A 19,117-nucleotide genomic window follows, 5' to 3' on the forward strand; every position below is an offset into this window, starting at 1 on the left:
CCACTCACTCGGTGGCGAAAGGGTGGTCCGTGGCGAGGATGTCCGTGGAGACCCGCAGGGATCTGCTGGTCCAGGCCGCATTCCGGGTGATCGCCGAGCACGGGGTCGAAGCCGCTACCACCCGGCGGATCAGTGCTGCTGCCTCGATGTCACTCGCCAGTTTCCACTACGCGTTCGAATCGCGCGACGAACTACTCGCCGAGTTGGTGGCGCGTGGAACCTCTGACGAACTAGCCACCTTCATCGCGCCCTTGAGTCTTCCGTCGCCGAGTCCCGGGCCGGCCGATTCTGAGCGTCGCACCGAAGGTGCTAGGACCGAACAAGCAGCCGAATGGGTTCTGCCGGCCGACATCGGCGACCTTCTCAAAGCCGGGCTGATGTCGTATCTGGAGAGCATCATCGCCGACCCGGGGCGTGAATCGGCGATGATCACACTGGCTCAATATGCCAGGCGGACAAAAGGACTCGAGCACTTCGCGCAGCGCCTCTACGACCGGTACTACGAAATAGCGCAGACGACGCTGGAAGCGGCGGCCGAAGCGATGCATGTCCAATGGGCCACCCCGCCCAGCCATCTCGCACCGCTGGTGGTCGCGGCCACCGACGGTCTGACGTTGGCGTACCTCAGCACCGGCAACCGTGAGATCGCAGAGCGGATCATCGATGCCACCGTGACCATGTTGCGTTCACATCTGGTGTCGCCGTGACCATCACGACGCAGCCCAGGGTGTCGAGACGGTGGGTGGCGTTGTTCGCGCTGGCCTGGGTGGGTATCTGGATGGCGCAGCTGGCGCCGTTCCAGTTGGCGCTGCCCGAACAGATCAATGACTGGCTGGGCGTGGGAGACGTACTGCAGCAGAGCAACTGGGAACGCAGCGTCACCACATTCGGAACGATCTCGGGGATGTCGGCGGTGTGCGCTCTGGTGGCGTTCCCGCTCGCCGGCGCCCTGAGTGACCGGACCACCGGACGATTCGGCCGCAGGCGCCCCTGGATCCTCGCCGGCACGGCGGTCTTCGCGGCCGCGCTTGTCATGCTGGGCCCGCAGCACACCTACTGGGGGCTGGCCCTCTTCTGGTGCCTGGCGCTGACCGGCTTCAGCATGGCCGCAGCGGCACTGACCGCACTCATCAGCGACCACGTGCCCGTCGAGCAACGCGGGGTGGTGTCGAGCTGGGTGTCGGCGCCGCAGGCGATCGGCACCATCGCCGGTATCGCTGTGCTCACCGCGGTGGGCGCACACTACGCCGCCGGGTATGCCTTGCTGGCGCTTTTGCTTGTCATATTCGTTGTGCCCTTTGCCCTTTGGGTTCCTGACCCTCCCGTGCAATCGGTCGCGACACGGCGCCTGAGTGTGGGCGCGCTGTTCGCCGAGCTGTGGATCTCGCCGCGAGAACAACCGGACTTCGGCTGGACACTGCTGGGACGGGTGCTCGTCAACATCGGCAATGCGCTCGGGACATCGCTGTTGTTCTTCTACCTCCAGTTCGGGCTCGAGGTGTCCGAGCCCGAAGAGTCACTGCTGGCTCTCACCGCGGTCTACATGGTGTTCGTCATCGCGTTCGCGGTCGGATCCGGCGCCCTGAGTGACCGGATCGGGAGGCGCAAGCCGTTTGTTCTCGTTGCCGGTGCGCTCCAAGGCGCTGCTGCACTCGTGATCGCGGTGGTTCCGGGCCTCGCCACAACGATCGTCGCGGCCGCGTTGTTGGGTGCGGGATTCGGGTGTTTCCTCGCCGTCGACCAAGCGCTGGCCACGGAAGTGCTGCCCGACGCCGACCACTACGGAAAGGATCTGGGGATCATGAACATAGCGATGGCCGTGCCCCAAGCGCTGGGCCCACTGCTCGGGGCCTTCATCGTCCACCTCACGTCCGGGTTCACCGGGCTGTTCGTCGCGTCGGCGTTCTTCGGGATACTTGGCGGTCTGTCGGTGCTCCGGGTCAGGAGTGTGCGATGACCGAGCTCGGACTGGACGGAGCCGTGATGCGACCGGAGTGGCCGTGGGCAGCAGAACCTGAAAGATACTGGCGTGCCATCGATCAGGCAGTGCGCGACCACGGTGCGCCCGACGGGCCGGTGGCAGTACTCGAACTGACGGCGCTGCGGCACAACGTGGCAGACCTGCGTGCGCGAGCCGGCGGAGTGCCGATTCGGATCGCCTCCAAATCGTTGCGGGTGCGTTCGGTGATCAGTGAGATCCTGGCCACCGATGGCTTCGCCGGTGTACTGGCCTACGACGTCGCCGAAGCCCACTGGCTCGCCACCGAGGCGGCTGTGACCGACGTACTGGTGGGTTATCCGACAGCCAATGCGCACGCGATCGCAAAACTCTCGACGGACCCGGTGGCGGCCGAGAGGGTCACCCTCCTGGTCGATTCGGTGGACCACCTCGACCTCATCGCGCGTGCAGTGCCACCGGGCGCTGCTGACGTCAGGGTCGCCATCGACCTCGACGCGTCCTACTCCTCCCGACTGCTCGGCCACATCGGTGTTCGGCGATCGCCGATTCGCACGGCGGCGCAAGCCAAACGGCTCGCGCACGAGGTGGCTGCGCGGCCTGGTGTGAGGTTGGTCGGAGTGATGTCGTACGAGGCCCAGGTGGCCGGTGTGGGCGATGCAATTCCGCGCAAGCGCTTGCGTAACAAGATGATCACCGAGATGCAGCGGCGGTCGATGGCCGAGTTGATCGATCGGCGGGGGCGGGTGGTCGATGCCCTGCGCACGATCGCGGACCTCGAGTTCGTCAACGCCGGGGGGACCGGTTCGATCGAGGTCACCGCCACCGACCCGTCCATCACGGACATCGCTGCAGGTAGCGGTTTCTTCGGCGGCCACCTGTTCGACAACTATGCCTATTTCAAGCCGGCCCCGGCCATGTCGTTCGGCTTGTCGGTTGTTCGCGTCCCGGCACGGGGCATCGTCACGTGCCTGGGCGGTGGGTGGGTGGCGTCCGGACCGCCGGCCCGGGACCGGTTGCCGCTGCCGGTGTGGCCGGCAGGACTCGACTACCTGCCGCGCGAGGCGGCCGGGGAAGTGCAGACGCCACTGACCGGCAAGGCCGCACAACAGATGCAGGTCGGCGACCGGGTGTGGATGCGGCACACCAAGTCCGGCGAACTGAGTGAACACGTCAACTCGATCCTCGTGGTCGACGGCGGCAGGGTGGTCGGTGAACTGCCGACCTATCGCGGCGAAGGGAAGTGCTTTCTGTGACGGCGGTGTGGCGGAATTGGGGCCGGACGGAATCGGTGAACCCGGCCGAGGTGGTGACGCCACGAGACTCCGATGAAGTTGCCGATGTGGTGGCGAGAGCTCGTACCCACGGTGTGACCGTCAAGGCCGTGGGGTCGGGGCACAGCTTCAGTGCCATTGCGATTGCTCCCGAGATTCAGCTGGACATGTCAGGTCAACGCGGACTCGTCGCCGTCGACACGGCCACGGGCCGGGCGACACTGCGAGCTGGTACCACCTTGCGCGAGATCCCCGGTCTTCTCGCGCCGTACGGGTTGGCCATGGCGAACCTCGGCGACGTGGATGCCCAGACGATCTCAGGTGCAACATCGACGGGGACTCATGGCACCGGCCTGCGCCACGGTGGGATCAGCACACAGATCACCGCAGTGCAGTTGGTCACGGGCAAGGGCGACGTCCGCACAGTGGACACCTCCGAGCCCCAACTGCTTTCGGCCGCCGCGCTTGGGCTCGGTGCACTCGGTGTGATCACCGAGGTCACACTGCAGTGTGTACCCGCATTCACCCTGCGCGCCCAGGAAGGTCCGGAGCAGGTGGACGACGTCATCGACTCGTTCCTCGAGAAGGTCGCGCTCCACGACCACTACGAGTTCTACTGGTTCCCGCACACCGGCTTTGCGCTGACGAAGACCAACACCCGGCTTCCCCCTGACACACCCAGGTCCGGCCCGGGCGTGGTCCGGCGGTTGATCGACGACGAGGTCGTGAGCAACGGGCTGTTTCGCGCCACCTGTGAGGTCGGGGCCCGCTTTCCTGCGGCGGTTCCGAGGATCAATTCACTGGCCGGGAACGCTTTGTCGGCTCGGACGTACACGGATACATCGACCAAGGTCTTCGTCTCACCTCGTCGAGTTCGATTCCGGGAGATGGAATACGCGATCCCGCTGGACCGGGTACCGCAGGCGCTGAACGAGGTACGCGACATGATCAACCGGCGAGGGTTCAGGGTCAGTTTCCCGATCGAGGTTCGTGCGGCGGCCGCAGACGACCTCATGCTGTCGACGGCGAGTGGGCGGGACAGTGGGTACGTTGCCGTCCACCGGTATCACGCAGACCCGGTGGACGGTTACTTCGACGAGGTCGAACGGATCATGGCCGACCACGGTGGGCGCCCCCATTGGGGGAAGATGCACACCCGCGACGCTCGGCACCTCCGGTCGGTGTATCCGCGGTTCGGTGAATTTCTCAGTGTGCGTGAAGATCTCGATCCCGATCGCGTTTTTGTCAACCCCTACCTCGCCTCGGTACTCGGCGACTGAACAAACGGATCGGTGACCATGAAGTTCGACGGACCAGAAGTCTCCCGACGCCGCGTTCTCGGCGGCGCCGCCGCGACCACCGTGGCGGTCGGTGCCTCCCGAGTACTCGGTTCCGCACAAGCGGGGGCCGCGCCGGCGCAGACCGGCTATCTCGTGGGAGCCGGACGTGCCGACATGACGGGCGCGGTGGCAGGCCAAGGAATGATGGGCTACTCCCAGCCCCAGCAGGTCGCCGCGGGATTGCACATGCGTTATCACGCAAGGGCATACATCATCGCAGACAGCGCCTCGGGTCAGCGGGTGGTCTTCGTGACGGCTGACTCCTCGTGCGTGTTCGAATCGATCCACATCGGAGTGCTGGCCAAGCTGCGGGCACGGTACGGCGATCTGTACACCGAGAAGAACGTCAACCTCAACGCCACCCACAACCACAACTCGTGTGGTGGTACCGCCTGGGACTACGCGTATACGTTGGCCGCGTTCGGCTTCAAGAAGAATTCCTACGACGCCGAGGTCAACGGGATATTCGCGGCGATCTGCCGCGCACACGACTCTCTTGCACCCGGCACGGTGAAGCTGGGGCGAACCGAGCTGCACAATGCGAGCGCGCAGCGCTCGAGAGTCGCCTTCGATCTGAACCCGCTCCAAGACAAGAATGCGTTCCCCGACGCCATCGACCCAGCAGTGACCGTGCTCCGGCTGGCGCAGGCAGGCAAGGACATCGGCGTGATCACCTGGTTCTCCACGCACGGAACCTCGATCGCCGACCACAATCGCCTGATCACGGTGGACAACAAGGGTTATGCCAGCCACCGATGGGAGAGTGATGAGCCGGGCGTGATCGCGGCGTTCCCGCAGACCAACGCCGGAGACATGACCCCGAACCTCGATCTGGTGCCGTTCAGTCCATCTGGACCCACGGCCGACAACCGGGCCAACTGCGCCATCATCGGTGAGCGTCAATATCAGGCGGGCCGTGAGGCATCCCGCTCTGCCTCGCCGATGACTCGCAGCGGGGTGGAATCTGTGGTGCACTACGTCGACTTCTCCGACGTCGCCATCGACGGTACGTACACCCCAGATGGAAAGCCCGCGCGCACCAGCCCGGCGATGATGGGCGCCGGCGCGGTGGCAACCAGCTCGGAGGACAACTTCGAACAGCCCTTGCCGTTCTTCTATGAGGGACAGGTCAATCCCTTGGTGGCCGCGGTGGGTGGGCTCGACGCCGAGGTGTCGCCATGGGTGCGAGACGTGCAGGCTCCCAAGCTCATCGCGTTTCCGTTGGGGCTGCTGCCACCGTGGCCATGGATACCTCAGATCATGCCGGTCCAGATCATCCGGATAGGCGATCTCGTGCTTGCGGCTGCCCCTGCCGAGTTCACCATCGTCTCAGGGCTCCGGGTGCGGCAAGTCGTGGCACACGCCTTGCAGATCTCGGCGGACAACGTACTGCTGCAGGGCTTCGCCAACGGATACAGCCAGTACGTCACCACCCCGGAAGAGTATGTGTCACAGCAGTACGAGGGCGGGGAGACGCAGTTCGGCCGGTGGACACTGTCGGCGTATATGCAGAGTTTCGACGCCCTCGCCGGGGCCATGGCGAGGGGTTCCGATCTCGGACGGGGACCGGCGCCCCTGAACAAATCCGGCATCCAACCGGATCTCGTGCCGCCTCCACCTCCGGACGTCCCGATCGCGGGGCACCGTTTCGGAGACGTACTGAGGGGTCCTGAGCCTCGTCATCGAGGCGGGAGCACGGTGGCCGTGGAGTTCGTCGGTGCCCATCCCAACAACAATCTGCGTACGTCGGATACCTACGTCGAAGTGCAACAGTGGACGGACGGCACGTGGGACCGGGTCTACGACGACAACGCATGGTCGACCGAGATGCATTGGGCGCGACCGGCCAACAGTACCGACACCTCGGTGATCACCGTCCTGTGGAACATTCCTGCCGGGACGTCCGGCAGGTTCCGCATCCGCTACTTCGGCGACTCGAAGAATCCGGCGGGCACGATCACCGGCTTCACCGGTACATCGGCGGCTTTCGACGTCTCGCGCTAGCCCGCGTCCGGAGCGACGGTGAACCAACCCGACACCGCGACCGTCGGCAAGGGTGACGACTGGCTCGGTTCGGGCTCGGTGTCGTCGAGCGGAGCAAAAGGGTTGCCGAAGATGCGAGTTGCGGTCGGGCAGTTGAACTCACCGGCGACGGCGGTGCTGGACAGGGCGGTCACCGTCGTCGCACAGGTGTCGGCACCGTAGGCGGTCCCGTCGACGACAACCGTGATCCGCGCATTGAGTGCAGTGCGGGTGGTCAGGTCGCCGACGAGCATGTCGATGGTGACGCCGTCGGAGCCTTCGTCTTTGAACAGGAACAGCAGACTGTCGATCGGGACCGCCGGATCGGCATTGCCCCACCGCGCGAAGCGATAGCAGCCTTGTTGTGGTTCGGCACCCGTGATCGCGACCGTGGCCTGGCCGGTGGCGAACGAGAGATTCTGCAGACTGTGATCGATCGGGCCGGTCGGCGGTGTCGATCGGCACTGGTCATCGGCGACTCTGGCGTTCTGCGGGGCCGTCGGCGTCGGCGCGACCGTCGATGAACTCACGGGGTCCTCGGACGAGTTCGACTGGCCACCGCATCCGGCCGTCACCAGAGCGCATGCGGCGACCGCCATTGCGACCCGGTGGAACCGTGACCGCATCAATCTGCCGCCGCCACCAGGGGTTCGAGAGTCAGGTCGCCGTGTTCCTTCTCGATGTACTGCAGCCGCCACTTGTCGCTGACGAGAGCCAGGAGTGCCCCGTCACTGCGGGTGAACACCTCCACCCCTCGCTGCCGGTTCAGTTCGTCCACGCTCTCGGCGTCGGTCCGACGGGCCAACTGGTAAGGCAGGCCCTGGAAGCTCGTCTCGACCCCGAACTCGGTCTTCATCCGCGCCGTCACGACCTCGAACTGCATCGGACCGACAGCGGCGAGCACCGGGGAGGCATCGCCGCGAATATCGTTGCGCAGCACCTGCACAACACCTTCGGAGTCGAGCTGGTCGATGGCCTTGCGGAACTGCTTGTACTTGCCTGCCGATTCGGCACGGCACACCGAGAAGTGTTCGGGGGCAAAGGAGGGGATGGGCGGGAATTGAACCTTCGGACCCGAGTAGAGGGTGTCGCCGGGGGCCAGCGCCATGGCATTGACCAAACCCACCACGTCGCCGGGGTAAGCGGTGTCCACCGTCGAGCGGTCTCGGCCGAACACGGCTTGGGCGTACTTGGTGGCAAACGGTTTCCCGGTTTGAGCGTGGGTGACCACCATGCCCCGCTCGAACTCTCCAGAGACGATGCGCATGTAGGCCAGTCGATCTCGATGCGAGGAATCCATGCCCGCCTGCACCTTGAAGACCACGGCGCTGAACGCGTCGGTGACCTCGCGGACCGTGTGATCGATCGCCTCGCGGCCCGTGGGCGGCGGTGCCAACTCGATCAGGGCCTGAAGCAGTTGGCGTACACCGAAATTGAGCACAGCGGAGGCGAAGATCATCGGCGACGTCTGGCCGGCCAGGAACATCTCCTGGTCATGGTCCTGGCCCATCTCCGAGAGCAGTTCGCTCTCCTCGACCGCGGTGGTCCAGTCGTCCTCCTCGCGAGCGAGTGCATCCTCGGGTTCGATGAGCTCTTCGGGTGCGATCGTCGCGCCACCGGCGGTGCGGGTGAAGTGGATGTACTTGCCGGTCCGCCGGTCGAGCAATCCGCGGAAGTCTCCGGCGATGCCGACGGGGAAGTACAGGGGGGTGGGGGTCAGGCCGATGCGGTCGCTGATCTCGTCGATCAGCTCCAGGGGAGTGCGTCCCGGCCGGTCCCACTTGTTGACGATGGTGATGATGGGAATGCCGCGGTGGCGACACACCTGGAACAGCTTGAGGGTCTGTGGCTCGAGTCCCTTGGCCGCATCGATGAGCATCACGGCGGCATCGACGGCCGTGAGCACCCGGTAGGTGTCCTCGGAGAAGTCGGCGTGACCGGGCGTGTCGACGAGGTTGATCACATTGACCTCGTCGACACCGCTGCTGGTCTTGTCGAGGCGGTAGTTGAACTGCAACGCGGTCGAGCTCACGGAGATACCGCGAGCCTTCTCCATCTCCATCCAGTCCGACACGGTCGAGCGCCTGCCGGCTTTGCCGTGGATGGCGCCCGCTTCGCTGATCATCCGCGCATGCAGGGCCAGCGCCTCGGTCATCGTCGACTTACCGGCATCCGGGTGCGAGATGATCGCGAATGTGCGACGGCGGGCCACCTCGCGGGCCACCACGGCCTTGTTGGCGGTAGGGGTTTCGGCAGGTGTAGCGGTCGGGTCGGAACTCACTCAGAAAAGGCTACAGACCAGCGCGTTCGGGTACCAATCGCCGCCACCGCCAAGCGGCCCGCTCGGTGGAGGTGCTACTCGAACGGGACCGGCGGGAGGGTGACGACCTGCGCGGCGTAGCTGAGGCCGGCGCCGTAACCGAGCAGCAGTGCGGTATCGCCTGGCTTGGCCTTGCCGTTGGACAGCAGGTCCTCCATGGCCAGCGGGATCGAGGCGGCAGAGGTGTTGCCGGTGGTCTCGATGTCGCCGGCGACAACAGCGTCGTCGCGGAGTTTGAGGCCGCGGGCCAGCAGGTCGTTGATCCGTGCGTTCGCCTGGTGTGGGACGAAGACGTCGAGTTCCTGCGCGTCGATCTTTGCGGCGTCCAGCGCCCGCTGAGCTGCCTTGCCCATCTCGAATGCCGCCCAGCGGAAGACGCTGGTGCCCTCCATCCGCAGGTAGGGGCGCTGTTTGCGGTCGCCTTCGATGAACTCGAGCCAGTCGATGTCCTGGCGGATCGCGTCGTACTGCGAACCGTCGCTGCCCCAGATGACCGGGCCGACGCCCTGGGTTTCGGTGGCTCCGAGGACAACGGCGCCGGCGCCGTCACCGAAGATGAAGCAGTTGCCGCGATCGGTCATGTCGAGCGCGATCGACAGCTGCTCGGATCCGATGACAAGAACGTTGGTGGCACTGCCTCCGCGGATCATGTCGGCGCCGATCCCCATCGCGTAGCCGAATCCGGCGCATCCGACGGTGACGTCGAAAGCGGGCACCCCGTTGGCGCCGAGCGCGGTGGCGACCGCGGTGCCGGCACCGGGGGTGAGCAGCAGGTGGGTGTTGGTGGCGACGATGACGGCGTCGATGTCCGAACCGCTCAGCAGCGCATTGGCAATGGCCTTGCGTCCGGAATCGATGGCCATCGTGGTGACGTTCTCGTCCGGCCCGCAGAACCGCCGGGTCTTGATTCCGGTGCGGGTGTAGATCCATTCATCGCTGGAGTCGATCTTCTCGCAGATCTCTGCGTTGGTGACCACGCGATCCGGCCGATAGGCGCCGATGCCGAGAATCCCGACGTTGTTGATCCCGGTTTTGTCAGCGATGACAGGCATGCGTTCCTCTTTTCATTGCGGCTTCTTCGATGTATCGGTCGGCCGGCGAAGCTTGTAACAGGCTAGCGAGTGCCACCTCACAAATCGAGCTTCTCCGGCGCGACGGCGCGGTTGTCAGCTCACCACGCGTGCACGCGGTTCTGAGCGTCTTCCAGGGTGTTCGAGATCAGCAATTCGATCGCGTCGGACGCGTTCTCCAGCAGCAGTGGCACCTCGGTGCGTTCGGACGTCGAGAACGGCTTGAGGACGAAGTCGGCGGGATCCTGACGACCGGGAGGTCGGCCCACTCCGAGCCGGACCCGGAGGTAGTCCTTGCTGCCCACGGCCTGCGAGATGGAGCGAAGGCCGTTGTGGCCCCCTTCGCCGCCACCCTGCTTCAGGCGGACCGCTCCGAAGTCGATGTCCAATTCGTCGTGGACCACCACGAGTGTGTGTGGTCCCGAGAACTGCGGACCTGCGGAATAGAACGACGCCAACGGCCCGACCTGGCGGCCCGATTCGTTCATGAAACACGTCGGGACGGCCAGGACAACGGGAGTGCCTGCCAACCGTCCGACCGCGATCTGGGCCCCGGACTTCTTGTGTACCTTGAACTTTTCGCCGAGCTTGTGCGCGAGGTGTTGTACCGCCATCGCCCCGACGTTGTGGCGGGTCTTCTCGTAGCGGGTGCCCGGATTGCCCAGGCCGACAATCACGATGCTCTCGGTCACGCGCTCATTCTGTCATCCGTGCCCATCACGACGGTTCGCCCACCGGAGCGTCCAGCAGCACCTGCGCGGTCAGCTTCGCAACCCGTGATGCATCGTCCTGTGCCCCCGCGGTCCGGGCGACGATGCTGCCCTCGTGCAAGAGCGTCAACTGCCCGGCGAGGAAATCGGGCTGCGGATAGCCGGCTGCGGTACATGTGTGCGCGAACAGGTCACGCACCCACGCCTTCTCCTCGACGATGATCTCGACGCCGGGATGGTCGGTTCCGCCGAGTTCGGCGTACGCATTGATGAAGCCGCAGCCGCGCACCCACGACGCCATCCATTCGTCGGTGGCGTCGAACACGGCCAGGGCCTGTGCGCGCCCCACCGGAAGGGGACGGATGAAGTCGAGCACGAGGCTGCGCCACCGCAGACTTCGGCGATGTAGATAAGCGACGATCAGCCCGTCCTTGGATCCGAACCGGTCGTAGATCGTCTTCTTGGTGGTGCCGGCGGCCTCGGCGATCGAGTCGACACCGACCGCTCGGATGCCGTGGGTGTAGAACAAGGTCCCCGCGGCGTCGAGGATTCGCTCGGCTGCCGGGGTCATGGGCGCCTCGGTCGGTACGTCGAGGACAGCGGGAACGGTCATGGATCTCCTCGGTCGGTGGCTCGGTACACTGCAAGTATACCGACCGGTGTGTTTACCTGTCGCCATGATCAAAGCCTCGACGGTTCTGGTGCTCACATGGAGCTCGGGTTATCTCGGAGCAGAGCTCGCCGCCCGCTATTCCTCCTGGCACATGCTGCTCAGCTGCCGGTTCGCGGTTGCTGCCATCCTGCTGATCGGATTCTGTGTGGTGAGGCGGCTGCGCATCACCCGCGCAGGCGTGATGCGACAGGTGGGCCTGGCGATCGTGATGCAGGGTCTGTACCTGGGGGCAATCAGCGCCTCGGTGGGCGCGGGGCTGAGTCCCGGCATCACCGCATTGATCTGTTCACTGCAGCCGTTGGTGGTGGCGGCGTGTGCGGTGCCCGTGCTCGGTCAGCGGATAGGAGCCCGTGAGTGGCTGGGCCTGGCCGTCGGCATCGCGGGTGTCGGACTTGTGGTCGGGGGCAAGATGCACGCCGGCGGCGTTCCCTGGTGGGCTTACCTGCTGTGCACGTTCGGGATGCTCGCCCTGGTCGCGGCCACACTCACCGAGCGGCGACTGCGGCCGCCCGAGCCGATGGCGGCCGCCCTGGCCGTGCAGTGCGTTGTGGGTGCGGTCATCTTCTGGGCTGTGAATGTGGCTGTCGGGGAGGTGATTCCGCCGATGACGTTCGACTTCGCGTGGTCGCTGGGATGGGCCGTTGTCTTTGCGACGTTCGGCGGCTGGGGTGCCTACCTGTGGGTCAATCGAGAGGCCGGACCGATGCACCTGAGCACCCTGCTGCTGCTCGTGCCGCCCACCACCATGGTGATCGCCTGGCCGATGTTCGGCGATCAGCTCGGGGTGTGGGAGGTGGCCGGCGTCGTGGTCAGCGCGGCGGGAGTGACCATCAAGCTGCTGGGAACGTCGGCAGGCGCGTCGTCGAGACCGGCGCCGCAGACGACTCCGGCCCGCGACACCGAAGTGCGCGGGCCGGAGACGGCGGAATCCTTGCGGCGCTGACTACTCGCCGGCGGAGTCGCCCTCGGCGGCGGAATCGGTCTCGGCCGGCTCGGAAGCGTCGGTGTCCGATTCGGTCTCGGCCTTCTGAGCCTCGTTGACGGCGATGATCAGCGTCTCGGGATCGGAGATCAGCGTGACGCCCTCGGGCAGGTCGAGCTCGGCCGCGCTGATCGAGTATCCGGCTTCCTTGCCCTCGACCGACACGACGATCTGCTCGGGGATCGACAGCACGTCGGCCTCGATCTCGATGACACTGGCGTCCTGGGTGACCAGGTTGCCGGGGGCGGCGTCGCCCTCGACAACGATCGCGACCTCGACGGTGACCTTCTCGCCGCGGTTGATCACGACGAGGTCGGCGTGCTCGATGTAGTTGCGGATCGGGTGCACGTCGACCTGCTTGGTCAGTGCCAGCTGGGTCTCGCCCTCGATGTCGAGGTCGATGACGGCATTGAGACCGTTGTTACGCAGGATCGCGGCGAACTCACGGGCCGGGATGGTGAGGTGCCTGGGCTCGGTGCCGTGGCCGTAGAGCACGGCGGGCACGTTGCCTGCGCGACGGGTACGACGGGCTGCGCCCTTGCCGCTCTCGGTGCGGATCGAAACGCTCAGATTGCTGGCCTGATTGGCAGTGGCCATGATGGGTGTTCTCCTCGGTGTTACGGGTGGTGGGTCTGTGGGTCACGACAACATCGACAGACAGCCACAGTGCACCCGTAGGGGAGAACCACGCCGCGCCGATCACGGTGACAATCGAGATCACCCTCGCCGAGACAACGGGTCAGACTATACCGCACCCGTGCCGTGGCTCCGATTCGCGCTGATGGGCGGCGCTGTGACCGGCTCGCCGACTTCGGCGACCACGCCGCGCCACCGGCGGGTAGCGTCGCCGGTATGACAGACGATTTCGACACAGAGACCGACAGATCTGAGGCGGAGATCGCCCGGTCGTTCCTCGAACTGCTCGCCCTCGGCGACCTCGGCGCCGCGATGGAGCTGGTTCACCCCGACATCGACTACACCAACGTGGGCGTCTCGACGGTCCGCGGCAAGTCCCGCGTCGCCAAGCTCTTCAAGGTGATGGAGAACCCTCGCGCGGGCTTCGGCGTGCAGTTCATCAACGTCACCACCGACGGTCCCGTGGTGCTGACCGAACGCATCGACGAACTCACCTTCGGCAGGTTCTCGATGCAGTTCTGGGTCTGTGGCCGGTTCGAGATCGCGGATGGCCTGATCACCGTCTGGCGCGACTACTTCGACTTCTTCGACATGACAAAGGGCGTACTTCGCGGCCTGGCCGCCATCGCCGTGCCGCGTGTGCAGCGACCGCTGCCGAAGCCCACCCTGACCGCCATCGCGCCGTTCGGCGGTTAGGCGGCCGGCCCTCTTCTCAGAGGATGTCGTCGATCGATTCGACCGGACGCGCGAGTCGCGTGCCCTTGTCGGTCACCACGAACGGCCGCTCGATGAGGATCGGGTTGGTGGCCATCGCGTCGAGCAACTCGTCGTCGGTCGCGTCGGCGAGATCGAGTTCGGTGTACAGGGACTCGCGCTTGCGAACTGCCTGACGGACCTCGATGCCGGCGTCGGCGATCATCTTCTCCAGGGCGACACGGCTCGGCGGTGTCTCCAGATATTTGACGATCGTCGGCTCGACCCCGCCGTCGCGCATCCGCTGCAATGCCTTGCGCGACGTCGAGCACTTGGGGTTGTGGTAGATGGTCGCCACCGGAGTGCCTATGCGCTTCCGTTGAACAGGCTTGTCACCGAACCGTTTTCGAACACCTCACGGATGGTGCGGCCCAGCAGCGGCGCGATCGACAGCACGGTGAGGCTGTCGAACTGCTTTTCCGGCCCGATCGGCAACGTGTCGGTGGCGATGACCTCACGGGCTCCGCAGTTGGCGAGTCGCTCGGCAGCGGGGTCGGAGAAGACGCCGTGTGTGGTCGCGATGATCACGTCGCCTGCGCCGGCGTCCTTGAGGACCTGGACCGCGCCGGCGATGGTGCCGCCGGTGTCGATCATGTCGTCGATCAGCACGCAGGTGCGTCCCGAGACGTCACCGACCACACGGTTGGACTTCACCTGGTTGGGCACCAGGGGGTCGCGTGTCTTGTGGATGAAGGCCAGCGGCGCACCGTCGAGCGAGTCGGCCCACTTCTCGGCGACGCGGACACGTCCGGAGTCGGGGGAGACCACCGTGATGTGTTTGGTGCCGTACTTGTTCTTGACGTACTCCGACAGCTGACCCTGCGCGTGCATGTGGTCGACCGGTCCGTCGAAGAACCCTTGGATCTGGTCGGTGTGCAGGTCGACCGTGATGATGCGGTCGGCGCCCGCGGTCTTCAGCAGATCGGCCACCAGACGAGCCGAAATGGGTTCGCGCCCACGATGTTTCTTGTCCTGACGCGCATACGGGTAGAACGGCAGGATGGCGGTGATGCGCTTGGCCGACCCACGCTTGAGGGCGTCGATCATGATCAGCTGTTCCATCAGGTGCTTGTTCAGGGGATACGGGCAGCTCTGGAGCACAAAAGCATCTGAGCCACGGACCGACTCCTCGAAACGCACGAAGATCTCACCGTTGGCGAAGTCTCTGGCGGTTTGCGGGGTGACCTTGATGTCGAGTTCCCGGGCGACCGCGTCGGCCAGCTCGGGATGTGCACGACCAGAGAACAGCATGAGGCTCTTCTGGTTGTCTGTGGTGGTCCAGGTCACTGATCTTCACTTTCTTGTTGCACGTGATCGGCGACGGTGAGTGCGTCGGCAGCCGCCCGGGCTGCGGGCGTGCCGGGCCGTTTGGCTTGCACCCAACCGTCGATGTTTCGTTGTTTGCCACCGGAGATCGCCAAGGCGCCCGCGGGCACATCCTGCGTCAAGACGGTACCCGCTCCGGTGTAGGCGCCATCACCGACGTTGACCGGTGCGACGAACATCGTGTCGGACCCGGTGCGGCAGTGTGAGCCGACGACAGTCCGGTTCTTGTTCACACCGTCGTAGTTCACGAAGACGCTCGAGGCGCCGATGTTGGTGCCCTCGCCGATGGTGGCGTCGCCCACATAGGTCAGGTGGGGCACCTTGGCGCCGGGCCCGATGTCGGCGTTCTTGGTCTCGACAAAGGTCCCGATCTTGCCGCCGTCGCCCAGCACGCTGCCGGGTCGCAGGTAGGCGAAGGGACCGACCTGGGTGTCGGCGCCCACCACCGCGTCGGTCGCGTGGGTTCGGACGATCGAGGCGCCGGCCCCCACGGTGACGTTCGCAAGGGTGCTGTCGGGCCCGATCTGCGCCCCGGTCGCGACGTCGGTGGTTCCGAGCAGTTGGGTGCCGGGCGCGATGGTGACGTCGGGCTCGATCGTCACATCGACGTCGATCCAGGTGGTGCCCGGATCGATGATCGTGACGCCGGCCAGCATGTGGCGGGCGAGGACCCGGCGATTGAGTTCGGCGCCCAGGGTGGACAGTTGCAGCCTGTCGTTGCAGCCGGCGACCAGGGCGGCGTCGTCGATGTGCTTGGCGCGCACCACTTTCGAGTGCCGGTTGGCGATCTCGATGACATCGGTGAGGTACAGCTCGTGCTGTGCGTTGTCGGGCGACAACTCGGCCAGGGCCCCCATCAGGGTCTGCGCGTCGAACGCGTAGACGCCCGAGTTGACCTCGGTGATCTCCCGTTGCTGCTCCGTGGCGTCCTTCTGTTCGACGATCGCCGTGACCGCACCGTCCTGGGTTCGCAGAACCCGGCCGTACCCGGTGGGGTCTTCGGCTGTGGACGTGAGCACTGTCACCGCGGCACGGGGCGACGCGGTGTGGTCGCTGATCAGCGCATGAAGTGTCGGTCCGTCGAGCAGGGGGACATCCGCCGCGGTCACCAGCACGGTGCCGTCGAAGCCGTCGGGCAACGCCGACAGACCGGCGCGCACGGCGTCACCGGTGCCGTTCTGCTGCTCCTGCACCGCCGTCACCACCTGGCGGCCCAACGTGGTGGCGATCTCCGAGCACGCGGTCTCGACCCGGGCGCGGTCGTGGCCGACGACGACCACCAGGTGGTCGGGAGCGATGTCGTCTGCGGCGTGCAGCGCGTGGGACAGCAGCGTGCGGCCGGCGATGGTGTGCAGGACTTTCGGGGTCGCGGACTTCATCCGGGTGCCTGCGCCTGCGGCGAGAACCAGAACTGCGGTCGGTCCGGACGACGAAGGCGCGGATGCGGGGGCCGCGGACATAGAACTCCCATGCGGTTGGAAGCGGGGGAACGGCCCGATCCTACGCACCTTCGGAGGGGTCTTGATACAACTGGGTGAGTATCGACCGGGCAGCGCAGTGATGGTTCGGGCCGGCCGGGTGGACGAATCAGGTTTCTTCGACAAGGAGTTGTTTGTGAGCGAACAGAGAACGGCGATCGTGACCGGAGCGGCCCGCGGCATCGGCGCGGCGGTGGCCAAGCGTCTGGCCTCCGACGGCCTGGCGGTGGCAGTGCTGGACCTCGACGAGGGCAGTTGTGCCGACACCGTCAAGGCGATCACCGACGCCGGTGGCAAAGCGCTGGCCGTGGGCGCCGATGTCTCCGACGAGGACTCGGTGGCCGCCGCGGTCGAACGAGTCGCGAACGAACTCGGTGCCCCGACCGTCCTGATCAACAACGCCGGCATCACCCGTGACAACCTGCTCTTCAAGATGCCCGTCTCGGACTGGGACGCGGTCATGAACGTGCACTTGCGCGGTGCTTTCCTGATGTCGCGTGCGGTGCAGCAGCACATGGTCGGCGCCAAGTTCGGCCGGATCGTGAACCTCTCGAGCACCTCGGCCCAAGGCAACCGTGGCCAGGTCAACTACTCGGCCGCCAAGGCAGGCATGCAGGGCTTCACCAAGACCCTGGCCATCGAGCTGGGCAAGTTCGGCGTCACCGCCAATGCCATCGCCCCCGGATTCATCGAGACCGAGATGACCGCGGCCACGGCCGAACGCGTCGGCGTTCCCTTCGAGGACTTCAAGAAGGCCGCTGCTTCGCAGATCCCGGTCGCGCGGACGGGTGTGCCCGATGACATCGCCCACACGGCCTCGTTCTTCGTCAGCGAAGGTGCCGGTTTCGTGTCCGGACAGGTGATCTACGTCGCAGGCGGCCCCAAGGACTGAGCTGTGCGCAGTCCGGACCTGTTGCGCTCGGGGTCCGGACGCGTGGCACAATCGTGAGCGCAATCCGCCATGGTGTAATCGGCAACACTCCTGATTTTGGTTCAGGCATTCTAGGTTCGAGTCCTGGTGGCGGAGCAACGAGTGACAGGAGGGACCGAGGTGACTGTCGACCGTCCCACCGCACACGAAGAGAAGGTGCAACGCGCCCCGCGAGCCCGCATGACGGGAACACAGCGGCGCCACCAGCTGATCGAGGTGGCCCGTGGGCTGTTCGCCGAGCGCGGTTTCGACTCGACCTCTGTCGAGGAGATCGCTCAGCGCGCAGGCGTCTCCAAACCTGTTGTGTATGAACATTTCGGCGGCAAAGAGGGTCTCTACGCCGTGGTGGTGGACCGCGAGATGGAAACCCTGTTGGGGATGATCACGTCCTCGCTCACCCAGAACCGGTCGAGGTTCCGGATCCAGCAGGTGGCCTTGGCCTTGCTGACCTATATGGAAGACCGCACCGAGGGGTTCCGGATCCTGGTGCGCGGTACCCCCACAGCGGGCGAGACCGGTAAGTACTCGAGCTTGCTGACCGACGCCATCAGCCAGGTCGAACACCTTCTGGCCAGTGATTTTCAGCGCCGCGACCGCGACCCGGCACTGGCGCCGCTGTACGCACAGGCCCTCGTGGGAATGGTGACCGTGACCGCTCAGTGGTGGCTCGACGTCCGTGAGCCGTCCAAGGAGGTGGTGGCCGCCCACCTGGTGAACCTCTGCTGGAACGGGTTGTCGCACTTGGAATCCGACCCACATCTCGTCGGTCCGGACTACACCGACAAGGGGTAGCCCCAGGCTGCTGTCGAGGACCGACTCGTCAGCTCAGCTGCAGGCTCCGTTTGCTCAGGCCCATCCAGAATCCGTCGATGATCTGCTGACCCTGCTGCTCCGGGTCGTCGCTCGCGCCCAGTGCCACGAACAGCGGCGACCAGTGCTCGACCGTCGGATGGGCGTACGGCATGCCCGGCGCCTCGGTCCGAAAACGCACCAGTGACTCCACGTCTCCCGCGGCGAATCGTTCTGCGGCCCAACTGTCGTACTCCTTCGACCAGGTGGGTGCAGGGGCGTCGGGGCGTGGGTCACGCAGGAACGGCAGCCCGTGTGTGGTGAACCCGGACCCGATGATGAGGACGCCCTGGTCGCGCAACGGGCGCAGTCGCCGGCCGAGGTCGAGCAACTTCTCGGGGTCGAGTGTCGGCAGCGACACCTGCAAGACCGGGATCTGCGCCTCCGGGTACATCACGGTCAACGGCACATAGGCGCCGTGGTCGAGTCGGCGGTCAGTGTCGTGGTGGACTGCTTGTCCGTCGGGCATCAACGCGGCGACCTGGGCGGCGAGGTCGACGGCCCCGGGTGCGTCGTAGCGCGCGCGGTAGTAGCGCTCGGGGAAACCGCCGAAGTCGTAGGTCAGCGGCACGGTGGGATCGGTCGAACCGATGGTCAGCGGAGCGGACTCCCAGTGCGCCGAGACGATCAGGATCGCCGACGGCCGGGGCAGATCGCCGGACCACGCACGGAGTTCGGAGACCCATCGGGTGTCATCCACCAACGGCGGCGCACCGTGGCTGAGGAACAAGGCGGGCATGCGCGACACAGACATGACACTATCAACGCGGACCGCGGTCCGTTTAATCCCGGTGCT

The 19,117-nt window shown here is 65.7% G+C and carries 19 protein-coding genes and 1 tRNA gene; 10 read left to right on the forward strand and 10 right to left on the reverse strand.

Features of this window, described 5'->3' with window-relative positions; all coding sequences use genetic code 11:
- Window positions 1–38 precede the first annotated feature (38 nt).
- Genes ACVWY6_RS11955 through ACVWY6_RS11975 form a run of 5 tightly spaced genes read left to right on the forward strand, consistent with a single transcriptional unit; the run spans window position 39 to window position 6,575 of the window.
- On the forward strand, window positions 39–707 hold the full coding sequence (locus ACVWY6_RS11955) for a TetR/AcrR family transcriptional regulator (protein WP_457538224.1): 669 nt from the start codon (window positions 39–41) through the stop codon (window positions 705–707).
- Window positions 704–1,957: an MFS transporter gene (locus ACVWY6_RS11960; protein ID WP_457538226.1), complete on the forward strand. Its 1,254-nt coding sequence runs from the start codon at window positions 704–706 to the stop codon at window positions 1,955–1,957. The genes ACVWY6_RS11955 and ACVWY6_RS11960 overlap by 4 nt, the downstream gene beginning before the upstream one ends.
- Window positions 1,954–3,213, forward strand: a complete 1,260-nt coding sequence (locus tag ACVWY6_RS11965) for an alanine racemase (RefSeq protein WP_457538227.1) — start codon at window positions 1,954–1,956, stop codon at window positions 3,211–3,213. Before ACVWY6_RS11960 ends, ACVWY6_RS11965 begins: the two co-directional genes overlap by 4 nt.
- On the forward strand, window positions 3,201–4,511 hold the full coding sequence (locus ACVWY6_RS11970; RefSeq protein WP_457538229.1) for a D-arabinono-1,4-lactone oxidase: 1,311 nt from the start codon (window positions 3,201–3,203) through the stop codon (window positions 4,509–4,511). Before ACVWY6_RS11965 ends, ACVWY6_RS11970 begins: the two co-directional genes overlap by 13 nt.
- A gap of 18 nt (window positions 4,512–4,529) precedes the next feature.
- Window positions 4,530–6,575 (forward strand): neutral/alkaline ceramidase, encoded by a 2,046-nt coding sequence (locus tag ACVWY6_RS11975; protein WP_457538231.1) that lies wholly within the window; start codon window positions 4,530–4,532, stop codon window positions 6,573–6,575.
- Here ACVWY6_RS11975 and ACVWY6_RS11980 read toward each other — a convergent pair.
- The 5 genes from ACVWY6_RS11980 to ACVWY6_RS12000 form a co-directional block, all read right to left on the reverse strand.
- Entirely contained in the window at window positions 6,572–7,123 is a 552-nt protein-coding gene (locus ACVWY6_RS11980; protein WP_457538232.1) for a hypothetical protein, read from the reverse strand. The two genes, ACVWY6_RS11975 and ACVWY6_RS11980, sit on opposite strands and share 4 nt — an antisense overlap.
- 95 nt (window positions 7,124–7,218) lie before the next feature.
- Window positions 7,219–8,820 carry a peptide chain release factor 3 gene (locus ACVWY6_RS11985; RefSeq protein ID WP_033335613.1) on the reverse strand — a complete coding sequence of 534 codons (1,602 nt, stop codon included), beginning with the start codon at window positions 8,818–8,820 and terminating at the stop codon, window positions 7,219–7,221.
- Window positions 8,821–8,948: 128 nt separating this feature from the next.
- Entirely contained in the window at window positions 8,949–9,965 is a 1,017-nt protein-coding gene (locus ACVWY6_RS11990; RefSeq protein ID WP_023962911.1) for a beta-ketoacyl-ACP synthase III, read from the reverse strand.
- A 119-nt stretch (window positions 9,966–10,084) separates the two neighbouring features.
- Window positions 10,085–10,675 carry an aminoacyl-tRNA hydrolase gene (pth, locus tag ACVWY6_RS11995; RefSeq protein WP_030170753.1) on the reverse strand — a complete coding sequence of 197 codons (591 nt, stop codon included), beginning with the start codon at window positions 10,673–10,675 and terminating at the stop codon, window positions 10,085–10,087.
- A 25-nt stretch (window positions 10,676–10,700) separates the two neighbouring features.
- Window positions 10,701–11,306, reverse strand: a complete 606-nt coding sequence (locus tag ACVWY6_RS12000; RefSeq protein ID WP_062800561.1) for a TetR/AcrR family transcriptional regulator — start codon at window positions 11,304–11,306, stop codon at window positions 10,701–10,703.
- A 64-nt stretch (window positions 11,307–11,370) separates the two neighbouring features.
- On the opposite strand from ACVWY6_RS12000, the gene ACVWY6_RS12005 reads away from it, so the two are divergent.
- A complete protein-coding gene (locus ACVWY6_RS12005) occupies window positions 11,371–12,309 on the forward strand; it encodes a DMT family transporter (protein ID WP_457538235.1) in 939 nt (312 codons plus the stop codon).
- On the opposite strand, the gene ACVWY6_RS12010 is transcribed toward ACVWY6_RS12005, so the two are convergent.
- A complete protein-coding gene (locus ACVWY6_RS12010; protein ID WP_457538237.1) occupies window positions 12,310–12,945 on the reverse strand; it encodes a 50S ribosomal protein L25/general stress protein Ctc in 636 nt (211 codons plus the stop codon). It lies immediately after the preceding gene.
- 255 nt (window positions 12,946–13,200) lie between these two features.
- Between ACVWY6_RS12010 and ACVWY6_RS12015 the strand changes: the two genes are divergently transcribed.
- Window positions 13,201–13,680 carry a limonene-1,2-epoxide hydrolase family protein gene (locus ACVWY6_RS12015; protein WP_457538239.1) on the forward strand — a complete coding sequence of 160 codons (480 nt, stop codon included), beginning with the start codon at window positions 13,201–13,203 and terminating at the stop codon, window positions 13,678–13,680.
- A gap of 16 nt (window positions 13,681–13,696) precedes the next feature.
- Here ACVWY6_RS12015 and arsC read toward each other — a convergent pair whose 3' ends face one another.
- Genes arsC through glmU form a run of 3 tightly spaced genes read right to left on the reverse strand, consistent with a single transcriptional unit; the run spans window position 13,697 to window position 16,523 of the window.
- Window positions 13,697–14,035 carry an arsenate reductase (glutaredoxin) gene (gene arsC / locus ACVWY6_RS12020; protein WP_062800567.1) on the reverse strand — a complete coding sequence of 113 codons (339 nt, stop codon included), beginning with the start codon at window positions 14,033–14,035 and terminating at the stop codon, window positions 13,697–13,699.
- Window positions 14,036–14,043: 8 nt separating this feature from the next.
- Window positions 14,044–15,024, reverse strand: a complete 981-nt coding sequence (locus ACVWY6_RS12025) for a ribose-phosphate diphosphokinase (protein ID WP_023962927.1) — start codon at window positions 15,022–15,024, stop codon at window positions 14,044–14,046.
- Entirely contained in the window at window positions 15,021–16,523 is a 1,503-nt protein-coding gene (gene glmU / locus ACVWY6_RS12030; RefSeq protein ID WP_457538241.1) for a bifunctional UDP-N-acetylglucosamine diphosphorylase/glucosamine-1-phosphate N-acetyltransferase GlmU, read from the reverse strand. The genes ACVWY6_RS12025 and glmU overlap by 4 nt, the downstream gene beginning before the upstream one ends.
- Before the next feature lie 100 nt (window positions 16,524–16,623).
- Here glmU and ACVWY6_RS12035 point away from each other — a divergent pair, with 100 nt between their 5' ends.
- The 3 genes from ACVWY6_RS12035 to ACVWY6_RS12045 all read left to right on the forward strand — a co-directional run bounded on the left by ACVWY6_RS12035 (window position 16,624) and on the right by ACVWY6_RS12045 (window position 18,264).
- On the forward strand, window positions 16,624–17,433 hold the full coding sequence (locus tag ACVWY6_RS12035) for an SDR family oxidoreductase (protein ID WP_457538598.1): 810 nt from the start codon (window positions 16,624–16,626) through the stop codon (window positions 17,431–17,433).
- A 63-nt stretch (window positions 17,434–17,496) separates the two neighbouring features.
- Window positions 17,497–17,568: transfer RNA gene (locus ACVWY6_RS12040), tRNA-Gln, on the forward strand.
- A 24-nt stretch (window positions 17,569–17,592) separates the two neighbouring features.
- Window positions 17,593–18,264: a TetR family transcriptional regulator gene (locus ACVWY6_RS12045; protein ID WP_457538600.1), complete on the forward strand. Its 672-nt coding sequence runs from the start codon at window positions 17,593–17,595 to the stop codon at window positions 18,262–18,264.
- A 28-nt stretch (window positions 18,265–18,292) separates the two neighbouring features.
- Here ACVWY6_RS12045 and ACVWY6_RS12050 read toward each other — a convergent pair whose 3' ends face one another.
- Window positions 18,293–19,075, reverse strand: coding sequence for a dioxygenase family protein (locus ACVWY6_RS12050; RefSeq protein ID WP_317713105.1), 783 nt, complete (start codon window positions 19,073–19,075; stop codon window positions 18,293–18,295).
- Window positions 19,076–19,117 lie beyond the last annotated feature (42 nt).

The sequence above is a fragment of the Williamsia sp. R60 genome (genome assembly GCF_054063855.1).